The following is a 15,844-nucleotide window of genomic DNA, read 5'->3' on the forward strand; positions in this document are numbered from 1 at the left end:
CTATGGCACTTCATGGTTCATTGATGCGGGCATGCTGCGGGTGACCGCCGACATCAACCTGGGTGATACCACGCCGATCGCTGTCGGTACCTCCACCGCTCACACTGTGGCCGGCCTGCCTACGGACGTGCGTCTGCGCGGCGGTGTGCTCTCCGTGGGCGGTTCCTTCACCACCTCCCATCAGCTGATCCAGACTGCGGCCAGTGCCATTGGCGTTTCAACTGGGTCCACTTTCGCTGTGCCATTGCCCATCACCGGTGTCTTCGGCCTGACGAAGCTCGGCGGCGGCACTCTGGTGCTCAATTCGACCGTGAATGCCAACAACAGCCTGACCATCGGCGGCATCGGCAGCAGCGGAACCGTGATGACTCAGATGACGAGCGGCACGCCGTTCGGCACAGGCGCGATCACCCTTACCGACGGCACCCTGCAGCTTCAGGGAACGGTGGGGACAGCCCCAGTGGGTGTCACCGCAAGCGCACAGGCGGCAGTCAGCTACATCCTCACGGTCAGCAACGCTGCGGGCATCGTCCCTGGCATGACCATCGCTGATTCCACTAATCCCGCCAATATCACGGCGGGAACGCTGGTCACAGCGGTCAATGGCAACGTCCTCACCCTGAGTGCTCCGACGGCGGGGATTGTGGCGGCGTCTGATGCGCTGACGTTCGGTGTCGTCAACCAGGCCCTCACGGTGACCTCGATGACCTACAACGCAGGCCGCGTCCAGTTGACCAAGGGAACCGGTGTGAGCTCCGCGCTGACCGCGACCGCGCTGACCCGCGGAACCAACGGCATGCTGACGATCATTGCGTCCGACCTGTCCGCAGATCTCGGTGTGAATGAGTTCTTCAAGGTCACGAATTCTGCACCGGCCAATACTGCGAGCGGGGGTGGATTCATCCTCGCCACACCATCTGTCGTTGGTCGCTCTTCAACGGGTGCGGATACCAACTCGCTAAACTTCCTGCGCTACGATGCCACCAACGGCTTCCTCCTGAACAATGCCACCACGGTGGGTGTGTTGAGTGCCTCGGCCGCGACCTCGCTGGCCGACATCACCAGCGACCAAATCGTGGACAACAGCACCATCGATGTGCTGGATCTGCGTACGAACAGCAACATCACCGCTGGTGGTGCCTCCTCGCTGCTCCGCATCGCGGGTGCGGGCCTGATCATGAACGGCGGCGCAGTGACGTCCGCGGGCCAGACTATCAGCAGCAACCTGCGATTCGGCACGGGTGCGACGCCGACGGAAGCTCTCGTATTTATCAGCGGTGGTCAGACCAGCGCCTCCATCATCTCCGGCAACTTTGAAGCCACCGACTTCACCAAGGCCGGCGCGGGCACCCTGCTGCTCTCTGGCACCGGCAACATCATGGCTCCGCAGACCACCGGCCTGCGCAACCTGACTGTGCAGGAAGGCACCTTGCAGTTTGCCAGCGCCAGCGCAGTGCCTTCCAGCGGTCTGGTCAACCTTGTCATTAACAGCAGCGCCAATGGCCTTGACCTCAACGGTCAGAACGCCACCATCGGCGGTCTGTCCGGCGTCGGCCGGGTGACGAACACGGGCTCATCCGCCACACTGACGGTGAACACCGGCGTCGGTCAGAGCACCACCTATGTTGGAACGATTGATGGCAACGTCGGCCTCACCAAGACAGGGAATGGCACGCTGACCCTCAGTCAGTCCCCCATCGCGGATGGCGCTCCGCTGGCCAACACCTACACTGGCGGTACGATCATCAATGCGGGGCGTGTCACCAGCGCGAACGTCGTCGCCCCGGTCAGCACCGGTACACTTGCCGTGCGCAACACCCTTGCGCTCGGGACCGGTCCGATCACCCTCAAGGGGGGGATTCTTGACCTCGCTGCCACATCAGCGGCTGGCTACGCGGCGGGCGAAGTCACGGACAACATCTCCACCATCCAGTTTGGCTCGGGCAGCGGCTACAACATCATCGTTGACCAGTTCAACAGCTTCGGCAACGGCTCGACCTACGCCAATACGACTTCCACGCTTTCGGTGGGTGTCGCTCCCGTGGCTTGGTCGTTGATCAACAACGTGACGCTGAACGCTGCGGCCCTGAGCTGGACTGGCAATTCCACGAACGTCCAGATCAACGGCGTCCTCGCCGTCAATGCGGCCGGTGAAACCACCCTCAACACTGCGGCCAATGGCGTGATCAGCGGCCAGATCGCGGCTGCGGGCAAGACTCTGGTGAAAATCGGCGGTCAGACCCTTTTCCTGACCAATGGAGACAGCGGTGCCGCTGCTAATGCGGTGGGCGCTTGGAAATTCATGGCTGGCACGACGGAAGTCCGCCTCTCCAACGGGGCCTCCGACCCGCTCGGGGCCATTGCTCCGATCACCCTGAACGGAGCGACGCTTGTCATCAGCCATGAGGGTGACAATACCGCGAACATGCAGGTGCTGAGCACCTTTGCGAACAACAACCTGACCATCGGTTCGACCGCCACGCTCGGCGGCGGCAGCTACATCGGCAGCGGCGGGACGGCTCTGAATCTGACCCGGGCATCTTCCGCTTCGAACAAGACTGTTCAGTTCGGCACCCTGGCCTTCGGCGGTCCTCTGGGCTCTCCTCTCCTGACCCTCAACAACGTTGCGGACAACCAGCAGCTCTCGTACAGCTTCACCGGCCTGAGCTTTATCAAGGATGCCCAGATCACCAACAACAGCCGCACGGGCGGCAACGGCAACGTCACCATCAATGGACCGGTGAGCGGCAACGGCACCCTTTTGAAGGGCGGCGGTGGTAGTCTGTTCATCAACAGCGACAATAGCGCCATCTTCAAGGGCGGCTACGTGAGCAATGGCGGCGTCACTTTCTTCGGCACCTTCGAAGGCAATGTGACCACGCTGAGCGACACCCCTGGCATCGCAGGACTCGTGGCCACTTCGAACCTGGGCACCGGCAACACCCTCATCCAGCCGGGCTCCGCCATTCAATACAACAGCACCAGCAACATCGCTGCGGGTGCGGGCAGCATTGACCTGCGCAGCAATGCCATGGGCAACTACGGCATCCTCCGCATGGCGGCCAATGCCCCGCTCTCCGACTTCAAACTCCTCATCGGCAACCTTGGTGGCCCGCAGAACACCTCCTACTTTGGCCTGGCCGGCGGCAACGGATTCAATGGTGGCGGCAAGAACGCTGGATCGGCCATCATCGCGCTGAACACGGTCTATACGCAGACGATCAATCTCGCGACGATCGGCGACGGCACCGCCTTCCTCGGCAGCACTCAGAACGGTGTGGGCCTGAACGGCAGCTACAACGCCGCCACCCTCGGTGCCGGCGCCGGCAACGCCTACCGCCTCGGTGCGGGTGGCAGCATTCTCTATGTTTCCAGTGACATGGCCAACAGCAACGTGCTCACCGGAGCGGGTGCGGCTCTCATCGTCGGCCAGCCCCACAGCGCTGTGAACGGTGACAATATCACCGGAGGCAACGGTCGTGGCACTGCGGTCCTCATGACCGCGAACAACTACACCGGCAGCACGTTGGTGAACCGCGCCAGCACGCTGGAATTCCGCGGCAGCCTGACGACGAGCAGTTTTGACACTTGGGGCACCCTGACGGCCGGCGGCCTGGGCGGCACCTTCCTCAATGCAGCTGGCACGGCCATGCTGGCCCCGGTCACTCTTCGCAGCACCTCGGAAGTGCGCTTCGACTACTCCACCGGCCTGCTCGCCACCACCAAGCTCGAAGGTTACGGCGGCCAGGGCCGCTGGCTCGACACTCAGGGCGTCGACCTCAACAACTCCACCATCCGCCTCATCGGCAACCGCGACATCGAAGTCACGGAAACTGTCGGTGACATCACCGTGGGCAAGTTTGGTCAGCTCGCTGTCCAGCGTGACCTTGTCGACCGCACCGTGAACCTGGTCGTCGGCGGCGGCGCCGGAGTGGACATCACCCGTGCGACGCAGACGAACAACGGCCTCGCGATCGCTGGCAACGTTGGCACGCTCCAGATCAACACGGTCTCAGGTGGCGTTCTCGGCAGCGATGAGCGCGTGAAGCTCTTCAGCGGCATCGGGGCCAATGGCCTCGTGGCTCTCGGCGGTATCACCAATGGCATGGTGGCTCCTTGGATCGTCAACGCCACGGATGCGCAATTCCTCACCTACACGGCGGATAATGGTTTCGTGAACGCAGGCTTCGACCGCACTTCGGCAGGTGGCAATATTGCCGCCGCCGGCCAGCTCATCGGTGCCAATGACCGCTTCCTCCTCAACACGGCGGTTCTGACCTTCAACGCAGCGGGCCTTGGCATTGGCCTGGATGTCTATGCGGGCCGCTTTGACACGGGCATCACCTTCGGCAACAACATCACTGCAGCCGCCACGGACCGCATCCGCCTCCAGAGCGGTGGCTTTATCAACCCCAATGCGGCAGTCCAGATCTTCACCGGCATTGAAGTCGGGGTCGCGGGCAGCGGCCTGAAGGAGTTCAACATTTACAACCAGAACACCGTCACGATCGGCACGATCACGACGCAGACGGCATCCTCCACGCTGCCTGGTTTGTCGCCAACGCTCACGGGTCAGATCACGAACGCCAGCAACGTTGTCAAGCAGGGGAGCGGCACCTTGATCATCGATTCCCCTCAGGCCAGCTTCAGCGGCAACTGGATCGTGAATCAGGGCAGCATTGCCTTCCGGTCTGCGACGGTGCAGCCCAACCTCGGCGGCACGGCCACCCTCTCCCAGATGAACGCCGGGACCAACGGCCTCGTCGTCATCAACAGCTTTGGCGGCAATCTCCAGCTCCGTGCTGATACTGCCAACACGGTGTTCAACCTCGGTCTGGTGATCGGTGAAGGCAATCCTTACGCCGTGATCAACAACGACCGCGCCGCAGGTGCTGCAAATGCGCTGAGCATCCTGACCGGTGGTATCCGCTTCGGTGGCTCTCCTGGTGAGCAAGGCCAGACCTTGCTGTTCAACAACGCCGCCAACAACGTCAACCTTCAGGTGAACGGACCGCTCGCATTGAGCGCCGCCACCATGGAAGGCGCACCGGCTTATAACTACCTCTTCACCAATCAGCCGACCCTCACCGTCTATGGTCAGGTCACCGGTGGTGCGACTTTGGTCCACACCGGCGGCGGCACCCTCGAACTCGGCAACGGCTTCACCGCATTCAACAACGGCATCAACACCTTCAGTGGTGGCCTGCAGAACGTGCAGGGTTCGATCACGGTGCGCGGCACCACCACGGGCACGCCGGCCAACTTCGCCACGCTCTTCAGCGGCATCAACAATGGCGGTATCGGTGCAGGTGATGTGACCCTGTATTCTGGCATTCTTAATCTGCGGATCGACGGAGCGAACACCACCACCCGTGAGCGCTACGTCATTGGCAACAACGCCGCCGGCAACAACCTGATCATCAACGGCAGCAGCACGATCGATGTGAACAGAAACATCGCCACCACTGCGGCGAACAAACTCCTTGCCTTCAAGGATCTCACCATCGGCAGCTCCACGCTGACGGTGACTGGCGCCAACACTTACGGCTTGGAAATCAACGGCCTTACCAATCTGACCGGGACGCCGACGCTCAATGCCAGCAGCGCACCGCTTCTTCTGAACGGTGTCATCAATGACGGTGCAGGTTCAGCTCCAGGCAGCATTGGCCAGGCCATCATCAAGGGCGGTGGCAGCGACCTCTGGCTCAACAGCGCCGCGAGCACCTTCGGTGGTCTCTACGCCGGCACGGTGGGGGCCAACGGCCTCGGCATTGTGGTCAACGGCGGCCTGCTGCGCTTTGGTGACGTCAACAGCGAGAACGGCACGTTCCTGAACCTGAGCACCATGCTCCGCGGCAGCACGATCCGGATCAATCCGACCGGCAACATGTATCTGACCAACCTTGCCAACATCAATTTTGGCACGGGTCAGCTGCAAGTGCTGGGATCCGGAGTGCAACTGGCTCTCCTGCGTTTTGCGAGCTCCGCCTTGAGTCAATCCTACCTCCAGAACGCCATCAGTGCTGATTCTGAGGGCGTGATCGGGCTGGACGCGACCAACGCCAACAACTTCAATCTTGCCACCATCGGCAACGGCAAATTCTACTTCGGGGCGACGGGTGCTGCCCGTACCTACAACGGAACCGCACTCGGTGTTGGAGCCGGAAACATCTACCGCATTGGCGGCAATGGCCAGACCCTGACACTCGACTCCACTGCCGCAGGGTTGATGGGCGTGCTCGTGGATGCTGGCGGCACGAGACTCCTCGTCGGCGGGCAGGCGGCCAATGTGAACGGCGGCATCGACAGCCAGGATCTCTTCACTTACACCGGTGGCACGATCATCAGCCGGAGCTCCTCCATGGTCATCCGGCAGACCTCCACGGCGACTGCAGGACCTCTGGGTGTGGGCGGCGCGGTGGACATCTTTGGCACCCTGCAGGTTTACGGCAACGCAACCCTGCGCAACGCGAACGGAACGGCCAACGCCTACGCCGTCAATCTCCACCCCGGTTCCGTGCTCTGGCTCGACAACGATGCCACCGACCTGACGAATCGCTGGGATGACAACACGGCCATCAACCTCAATGGCGGACAGCTTTACCTCCAATCTCGCAATGACGCTACCGTCACCAGCACGGAAACGGTGGGAGCGGTCAATTACTCCAGGGGATCCTCGCTCCGCGTTAACCGTCGCATCACCAATGGCGCGGTACAGTTGACGGCTGCCAGCCTCAACCGTGAGGGCGTCGGCAGCACCCTGTCCATCGTCACCAACGGTGCCTTCCTCGGTCTCAATGCGGGAGTTGATGAAGTCGAGCGCATCAAGGTCACCGCCTGGGACACCACGCTGCCCACGCTTTCTGGCAACTTGAACCGCAACGCCACCCCTGGTTTTGCCAATAACGGCATTCTCCCGGCCTACTACATTGATGCCACCAGCAACACCTTCCTCAGCTACAACAGCACCAGTGGCTTCCAGTCCGTGCTTAGCACGCTGACTCCGGCCACTAACCAGGTGGCCTACAGCAACATCTTCGCAGGCGGTGTCTTCAGCACCAACACCAATGCCAGCAGCGTGGTGGACATCACCACCGGTGTCGTGACGCTGACGCAAGATCAAACGGTCTATGCCTTGCGCACCGCTTTCGGGATCAACAGCGGTGTGGGTCAATACAACACCATTACCTTCGCCGACGGCGCTACGGATGCAGACCGTGGCGGCCTCATCAGCACGGGCACGACCACCATCGCCACCAACCTGAGGTTCGGAACCACCGGAACCAAGGAAGGCATCATCTTCAATCCTGGCACGACCACACTCACCGGCGACATCTACGCGGGCAGCATCGTCAAATTCGGTGCTGGTGCGCTTGTGATTGGAAAGGATCAGACCGCAGCCGCCAACGGCACGGGCTTCTCCGGCAACTGGACGGTCAACGGCGGTGCACTGACTCTGAACACCTTCGGCGCATCGGGTGACGGCGGCACGATCACGCTCAACTCCAGCAGCACGACCACGGCCTCCGGGACCACGCTGAACCTGCTGGCGCAGCCCGGCAACTCGCTCAACGGACAATACACGATGGGCCGCATCATCGCCGTGGACAACACGATCATCGTGTCGACGCCGAACCTGACTGACAGTGTCGTGAGCATTAGTGACCTTGAGTCCTTCTCGACAGACACGACAGGTCTCTCACCGGCCCGCCTCCGTGTGCAAACCGGCAACACCCGCTCCGTGTTGAATGCAGGAACGCTTTTCCTCACCGGGGCTGGTGGCTCAATCCTCGACATCAACGCGGGTGCTGTGAACAACCAGATCACCTCTGGTGCCACGGGTTCCGGCCTGAACGTCATGGGCCTCAACGGCAGCCGTGACCTGATCAAGTGGGGCAACGGTTACCTCTGGGTCGGCGGCAACAACAGCGCAAGCTTCACGGGCAATGTGAGCATCGAGGAAGGTGCCATCGGCGTGACCAACGCCAACGCCTTCGCCAACGCCTCCACGAGCATCACGGTCAAGCGCTACGGTGTGCTGGACATCCTGACCACCGGCTTCACCAAGGCTACCGCCGCCGTAGCCACCGTCGGCTCGATCAACTACGAGGCCGGCTCCATCGAACGCTGGAGCGTGGACAATGCCCGCAGCGGCACCATCAACCTCGGCGCCGGCTCGCTCCAAGTGAACGCCGACCAGAACACCACGGTGGCCACCATTCTGATCAACGGTGGTGCCATTGAAGGCTTCCTCCGCACGGATGACGTGTCCAGCGTCAACTCTGGCACGGTCTTCCGCACTTTGGGAGCCGGTGTGAGCATCAGCCTGCTGGGCAACTCCTTCGTAGGCCAGAACGCCTTCACCGATGGCCCGAACGGCACCGACAATGGACGCACGACCACCCTGACCACTGGCGTCGGCTCGGATAGCAACAACAGCAGCGAGCTGACCGATACGGCCCGTGGCGCGATCCTTGAAATCAAGGGCAACATCAGTGGTGCAGGCGGCCTCACCAAGCAGAGCGTTGACACCGTCATCCTCTCGGGCACGAACACCTACAATGGTGGCACCAACATCGCCAACGGCACCCTCAGGCTCGCCTCGGCCGCCGCCCTGCCCACCGGCACCAACGTCACCACCTCCAGCCGCGGTGTCCTTGATCTTGGCGGGTTCAACGCCTCCATCGGCAATCTCAGCTCCTCGGTGATCACGGGTGCGGCCTTCAGCAGTTCCAGCGGTTTCATCACCAACAGTGCCACGGTCATGAAGACCCTCACCGTCACTCCAACGACGGACAGTTCCTACAGCGGTGTCGTCCAGAACAACATCAACGTCGTCAAGAGTGGAGCCAAGAAGCTCGTCTTCACCAACATGAACACCTACACGGGTGATACTACGGTGAGCGGCGGCATTCTGGAAATCAGTCATGTCACCTCCGGTGCCATCGACGGCATTTCCGGCACCTCTTCGCTGACAGTTGCCAGCGGAGCCACCTTCAACCTGCTGACCGGCACCACGGGCGGTGTGCTGACACTGGCGCCTTATACCGGCACCATCCTCAATCTCGCAGGCGGCAGCCGCCTGGGTGTTGAAGTGGGAACCATCGGCAGCAGCATTCTGCTGAACGCCGGAGCGATGGCGTATGTGACCGGCAATGTCACCGTGGACGCCTACTTCCTCAGCGGGCAGACGCCGGGGGCCACCTCCACGATCCTCGCTGCTGCTTCCGGCGGCCTTGTGAACGGCACCAGCAGTTCAGGAACTAGTTCAGGAACTTATACCGTGGGCAACCTTTACAACGTCACCAATTTCAAGGTCACCAGCATCACTGCCACGGACACGCTGGTGTATTTCAACACTGCACCGACGACAGCGCTCACGGCGGCCTACTGGACGGGTGGCTACAGCGGTGCGGCCAATGTCTGGGCGGTTTCCAATGGCTCCACGGCCAGCAACTGGGCCACAGATCTGGCTGGCACCGCCACGGGACTCGTTCCTAGCGTCGGCACGGATGTGTTCCTCTCCGCCACTGTTAACTCGAACCAGAGCAACATGGTTCTGGGCGCCAACATGAGCATCAAGAGCCTCACGGTGAACGCACAAAGCACCGGCAGTGCGGTGGTGCTGAACAGCGACGGTGGTTACACACTGACCATTGCCAACGGCATCACCACGGACGCAGGATCCAGCGCCGCGACGATCAACAGCAACGTGGCCTTCAGCGCCGCTACCGCCACCATCACGGTTAACTCGTCCAACGCGCTTGCCCTCAATGGTGGTGTGAGCGGCACGGCCATCACGAAGGCAGGTGCCGGCACCTTGGTTCTCGGCGGAATCAACACCTACACCGGTCTGACCACTGTCAGCGCTGGTGTGCTGAGTGCCGCCAACAATCTGGCGCTGGGTACAACGGCTGGAGCCACGACTGTCTCCAGCGGGGCATCTCTGGAACTTCAGGGCGGCATCAACATCATCGGTGAAGCGCTGACCATCAATGGATCCGGTGCCTCTAACAGCGGTGCCCTCCGCAACCTTAGCGGTGACAACATCTACAACGGCACCGTCGCCCTCGGCAGCGCCTCGACCATCCAGTCGGACGCAGGAACCCTGAGCATCAATGGCGGCATCAGTGGTGCTTTCGGCCTGACAGTATCAGGTGCCGGAAATACGGTGATCAACGGGATCATTGGCACGGCTGCCGGCACTCTGACCAAGAACGACTCGGGCACACTGACCCTCACCAACGCCAACACCTACACTGGTGCCACCAGCATCAACGGCGGCACGGTGATCGTCTCCAATGCCACAGGTCTTGGAACCGTGGCGGGTGGCGTCACGGTCGCCAGCGGGGCTACGCTCAACATCAATGGTGTGACGGTGGCTGAAACACCGGTGAATTTGAACGGCACCGGGGTCGGTGGAAATGGCGCCCTCACCGGCACCGGAGTGTCTGCCGTAACGGGTGGATCGGTCGTCCTGCAAAGCAACAGCTCCATTGGAGCCACCAACGCCACGGACGTTCTGACAATCAGCAACGTGATCTCTGGCGCTGGCATGAACCTGACCAAGGTCGGTGCCGGCACGGTGGTCCTCGCTGCCGCCACGGCTAACACCTACACTGGCACAACAACGGTTACGGGAGGCACCTTGCAGCTCGGCAACGGCGGCACGACCGGCTCACTGGACATTAACAGCACGGTCAGTGTGGGCACAGGTGCGGTCTTTGCAGTCAATCGCAGCAATGCCGTCGCACAGGGCACTGATTTCAGCGCCAGCACCATCACGGGTGCGGGTGGATTCGCCCAGACCGGCACGGGTGTCACCACATTGTCCACGACTGGCAACAGCTACTCCGGCGGCACTGCGGTCTCCAACGGTGAGCTGCGTGTCACAGGCAGTCTGACGGGAGCCGGGTCGGTGATCGTGGGTGAAAGCGGTGGTGCGCTCACCAACGCGGCGGTTCTTGCCGGTGCTGGCGACGGCACGAACACCGGCGTCATCGCTGGTGCGGTGACGGTGGGTGGAGTGAACAGCGTCGGCATCCTCACCCCCGGTGCCACCTCTGCGAATGCAGACAAGGGTACTCTGACGATCACTGCAAATAACACAGCGCTGACAGTGGCGACCGGTTCGCAGATCCAGCTGGGCATCACCACTCCGACCACCGCGGCGGTGACAAACTACAGCTACACCTTCAACATCGGTGCCACTACCTATACCAACGCCAAGGACTACTTTGACGCTTTGGGATCAGGTGCAGACATCTACACCAAGGGGGCGCCGACATCCGCTACGAATCATGACTTCATCAATCTCAGCGGCACTAACAGCACTCTGAGTGTTGGCAACCGTTCAGGCGCCGCCTGGGGTCAGGGCTCCATCGTGGTGAACTCGGTCGGCAGTGTTTCAGCGCAGCAAGGCCAGGTCTTCAACCTTATTGACTGGAGCGGTGCCAATCTGAGCGGTGGCTTCAGTGTCGGGGCTTTCAACACCTACGATGCAAGCACCAGTGTCATTGCCGGCGATCTCGATCTTGCAGCGCTTGGTGCAGGGCTGGCATGGGATGTCAGCGCCTTCAGCACCTACGGCGTCATCGTTGTGGTGCCTGAGCCTTCCCGGATGCTGTTCCTGATGTTTGGTCTCCTGGGCCTCTTCTACAACCGCCGCCGCCGTTACAGCCGCCTGTAAGCGGGTCTGATTCATCAAAAAGCCCGGTCGGCCTCAGTGGCGCGATCGGGCTTTTTGCTGCCTGCTGGTCAACCGGACAGGTTGCAGCCAAGATTAGGGATTAGGGATGGCAGAGGAAATCAGCCGGGCAAGAGCCTGGAGGCGATATTGCGGGCGGTTTGAATCAGCTTTGTCTTCTCCTCCGAAGTGAAGTCATACGGCACCAGCTTGCCGATGCCCAAGGTGCCACAGAGGCGTTCGCCATCCAGCACAGGGACGGCCAGGGTGCCCTGCACCTGCGTTTGTTTCGCGCCGGGTTTGGCCACGCCGGAGGTGTCGGTTTGCAGATTGCACATTTCCACGGGCTCCTTGCGCTCTGCGGCCACGCCGGCAATGCCTTTGCCCACGGGGATGGACTGGATGATGGGCATCAGCGCTTCCGGGATGCCCTGATGGGCCACCAGCTTGAGATGGCGGTCTGCCGGGTCCAGACGGTGCAACGTACCCGTGGTACAGCCGAAATCCGCGATGGTTTGGGTGAGGAATTCAGCCCAGTAGGGGTCGGTGGAAGAAAACATGACGCAGGGAAGGGGTGTGAAGTCGGGATTTGTCGTTGTCGCGGCGAAACGGGGCGTTATTCTGCCGTTATCTTCGTTTCTGTCATGAAAACCTGCTCTGCTTTTTTTGTCCTTCTTTGGGTGACCTCTGCTATCGCGCAGCCCGCTGCCCCGGCGGGCACCCCCATTGTGGCCAAAAGCACCTACCACCCCGACAACTCGCACTCGGAGACCATCGTTGATAAAACCACGAACGAGCTCATCGAGTCCACCTACAACGCCGGCGGGGCGCTGGTGTCGAAGAAGCACTACCTGCTCAATGAACGCGGGCTGCCCACCCAGGGGCACATCTACGACGGACGTGGCAACCTTGTGGCCCGCTCCCAGGTCTATTTTGATGCGTATGGACGCGCGACGGAGATGCGCTCCTTCAATCTCAACGGCCAGTGCTATCAGCAGGTGATCTATGAGTACGATGCCCAGGGCGTCGCAAAGAAACCGAAAGTCATCAATGTGAATCCCAGTGCCGCCCCCTCGATCAAGCCCGGCGTCATCGATTTCACCAACAATGCGGCTCCTGGAATGGTGCCACCCCAGCAGGGCGTGCCTGCCCAGGCCCCAGCCCCGACCCAGGCCCCGGCGGAACCGAAGAAAAAATCCTTCTTTGGGCGGTTGTTCGGCAAATAGGAAAATACAAACACGGCATTGATGGAAGCCCCCGCACCCGGCCAGCGCTGGATCAGTCAAAGCGAGCCCGAACTGGGACTCGGAATCGTCAGCAGCATTGAAGGCAATTTTATTGACCTGCGCTTTCCTGCCGCAGGTGAAAAGCGCCGCTACGCCCGCAACGGGGCCCCCTTGCGCCGTGCCAGTTTCAAGGCTGGGGACAAAATCACCCTGCGCGATGGGACGGAACTGCAGATCGACTCTGTCGCCTCGATAGACGGGGCTTTGCTCTACCATTGTGGTACACGCAGCATCCCTGAGTCCGACCTTGCCGACACTCTCAGCCTGGGTGGGCCGCAGGAGCGCCTGCTGGCGGCGAGCGTCGACGATCTGCAGGCCTTTGCCCTGCGCGCCGAGGCGGTGGAATGGCGCTGCCGCATGCAGGCCTCGCCGGTGCGTGGTTTCATCGGGGGGCGAGTCGATCCGATCCCGCATCAGATGTCCATCGCTGCAGAAGTCACGGGTCGCCTGCTGCCGCGCGTGCTGCTGGCGGATGAAGTGGGGCTGGGCAAGACGATCGAAGCGGGGCTGATCCTCCATCGCCTGAACCTTACGGGACGTGCTTCACGCATTCTGGTGCTGGTTCCTGATGCGCTGCCGCACCAGTGGTTCGTGGAGCTTCTGCGCCGGTTTAATCTGATGTTCAGCCTCTTTGATGAAGAGCGCTGCGCGGCCATCGAAGCGGGAGATCCTGAGGGCAATCCTTTCCTGGACAGCCAGCTGGTGCTCTGCCCGCTCTCGCTCCTGAGCGGCTCGCCCAAGCGTGCGCAGCAGGCTGCGGACGCGGCCTGGGATCTGCTGATTGTGGATGAAGCTCACCATCTTGAGTGGGCTGTCGGAGCACCCGGTATCGCTTATCAGGTGGTCGAGGCCATCGCGCAGAGGGTGCCTGGCGTGCTGCTGCTGACCGCCACGCCGCAGCAGCTTGGTGCTAAAGGTCACTTTGCCCGGCTGCGTCTGCTGGACCCGGATCGCTATGGCGATCTGGATGCCTTCCTGGCGGAGTCCACCCGCTATGAGCAGGTGGCGCAGGTGGTGGATCGCATCCTGCAAGGCGGGCTCATGAGCGCGGCGGATCGTGAACTCTTTGGCAGCCATTCGCCGCGGGTGCAGCAGCATGCCGCTGAGCTTGTCGGAGGCGATGAAACCGCGCGTCAGCGCCTTGTGGCGGACCTTCTGGATGAATTTGGAACTGGTCGCGTGATGTTTCGGAACACCCGCGCCGTGATTCAGGGGTTCCCGCCGAGGAAGTGCCATCTGCGGGAGCTTGTGCTTGAGGCTGGGGCGACGCCTGAAGAGGTGCTTGCCCGCTGGCTTGCCGCGACCCTGCGCGAGCTTGGTGAAGCCAAGGTTTTGCTCATCTGCCGCACGCGCAAGCTTGCTGAAGACACTCATGAGCGCCTGCTGCGCGAGATCAATGTGCATGCCGTGCTGTTTCACGAAGGGCTCACTTTGATGCAGCGGGACAGGCACGCTGCGGCGTTCGCCGATCCCGAGGGCGCGCGAATTTTGATCTGCTCCGAGATCGGCAGTGAAGGCCGCAATTTCCAGTTCGCGCAGCATCTTGTTTTGTACGATTTGCCGCGAGATCCGGAACTGCTGGAGCAACGCATCGGACGCCTGGACCGCATTGGTCAGAAAGGGACGATCAACATTCATGTGCCGTTCATCGCAGGCAGTGAAGGGGAGGTGCTGGCGCGCTGGTATCATGACGGCCTCGACGCCTTTGAGCACAGCCTGCAGGGGGCCACGCAGCTGCTGCACAGCTTTGCGGCGGAGATCGAAGAACTCTGCAGCGGCTTCAATGCCAAAAAACTCGCCGACTGCATCCGGCGCACGAAGGCGCTGAGTCTTGAAGTGCGCCAGAAGCTCGAGCGGGGTCACAACCGGCTGCTGGAACTGAACTCGTGCAAGCCGCGCCTTGCTGCACGCATGATCGAGCGCATTCGAGATGTGGATGCGGGGCTGGATTTTGAGCGCTTTTTCATCCGGCTGCTCGATCACTTCGGAATGCACATCGAGGAGATGACGCACCGGACGTGGTACATTCGTCCGGACAATCTGATCACGGACGCGCTGCCTTCATTGCCGGAGGAAGGGCTTACTTTTTCCTTTGATCGTGAACGTGCGCTCTCGCGTGACCACGAGGCGTTTCTGACCTGGGATCATCCGCTGGTTTGTGCGGGCCTGGATGTGTTGCTCGGTTCTCCTGCCGGCAACGCTGGGTTTGCGTTTTGGAAGGCGTCAGGTGGCGAGGGACTGGTGCTGCAAACGTGCTTCATTGCGGAGTGCATCGCGCCGCCAGCCTTGCATGCCACGCGCTTCATGCCTGCCATGCCTTTGCGGGTCGCGGTGGATCATCTGGGCAAGGATTTGAGCGCGGATCCTGCCTTTACACGAGCCAAGCTCACGCCGGGTGATCCGACACGCACGGTGGAGAACGAAACGGTACGCCATAAGCTGCTGCCCACCATGCTGGGCAAGGCGCAGCAGCTTGCCGAGGCGCAGCTCAAGACGCTGCAGCAGCGAGCGGTGGCGGCCATGCGCAAGCAGATGGATGAGGAGATCGCGCGACTGGAAGATTTGCAGGCGCGCAACCCGCATGTGCGGCCCGAGGAGATCGCAGCCTTGCGGGATCAGCGGGATGCGCTGGCGGCGGCTATTGGGGCGACCACGGTGAGGCTGGATGCGGTGAGGCTGGTGCTGCGGTTGAAGTGAAGAAGGGGCTCGGTCAGGGGGCGGGGTGCTGAATGATCGCGGGGTAAACGTGCGGCGGAGTTTTTTGCAGACGCTGCTGGTGGGCTTGGGATGCAGCGGAATCGTGGGTTTGCTTCCCGATCGTGGTTGCCATACCCAGGGTCGCCTCGCTGAGGCTCGGCTGACCCTGGGCTCA

At 61.7% G+C, this 15,844-nt stretch carries 4 protein-coding genes (1 of these 4 only partly in view); 3 read left to right on the top strand and 1 reads right to left on the bottom strand.

Features of this window, described 5'->3' with window-relative positions; translation table 11 throughout:
• Positions 1-11,689: the final stretch of an autotransporter-associated beta strand repeat-containing protein gene (locus AC3RLQ_RS28940; RefSeq protein WP_493032182.1), read on the top strand. Its footprint begins 23,042 nt before the window's first position; 11,689 of the gene's 34,731 nt are visible here — the last part of the coding sequence; its start codon lies off the left edge, out of view; it ends in the stop codon at positions 11,687-11,689.
• 119 nt (positions 11,690-11,808) lie between these two features.
• Here AC3RLQ_RS28940 and AC3RLQ_RS28945 read toward each other — a convergent pair whose 3' ends face one another.
• Complete coding sequence (locus AC3RLQ_RS28945; protein ID WP_493032184.1) at positions 11,809-12,246, bottom strand: GAF domain-containing protein; 438 nt, start codon at positions 12,244-12,246, stop codon at positions 11,809-11,811.
• A gap of 84 nt (positions 12,247-12,330) precedes the next feature.
• Here AC3RLQ_RS28945 and AC3RLQ_RS28950 point away from each other — a divergent pair, with 84 nt between their 5' ends.
• Positions 12,331-12,912: a hypothetical protein gene (locus AC3RLQ_RS28950; protein ID WP_493032186.1), complete on the top strand. Its 582-nt coding sequence runs from the start codon at positions 12,331-12,333 to the stop codon at positions 12,910-12,912.
• A 21-nt stretch (positions 12,913-12,933) separates the two neighbouring features.
• Positions 12,934-15,669 carry a helicase-related protein gene (locus AC3RLQ_RS28955; protein WP_493032188.1) on the top strand — a complete coding sequence of 912 codons (2,736 nt, stop codon included), beginning with the start codon at positions 12,934-12,936 and terminating at the stop codon, positions 15,667-15,669.
• The last annotated feature ends 175 nt before the right edge of the window (positions 15,670-15,844 follow it).

The sequence above is a fragment of the Prosthecobacter sp. GW821-HT29F12 genome (genome assembly GCF_058803405.1).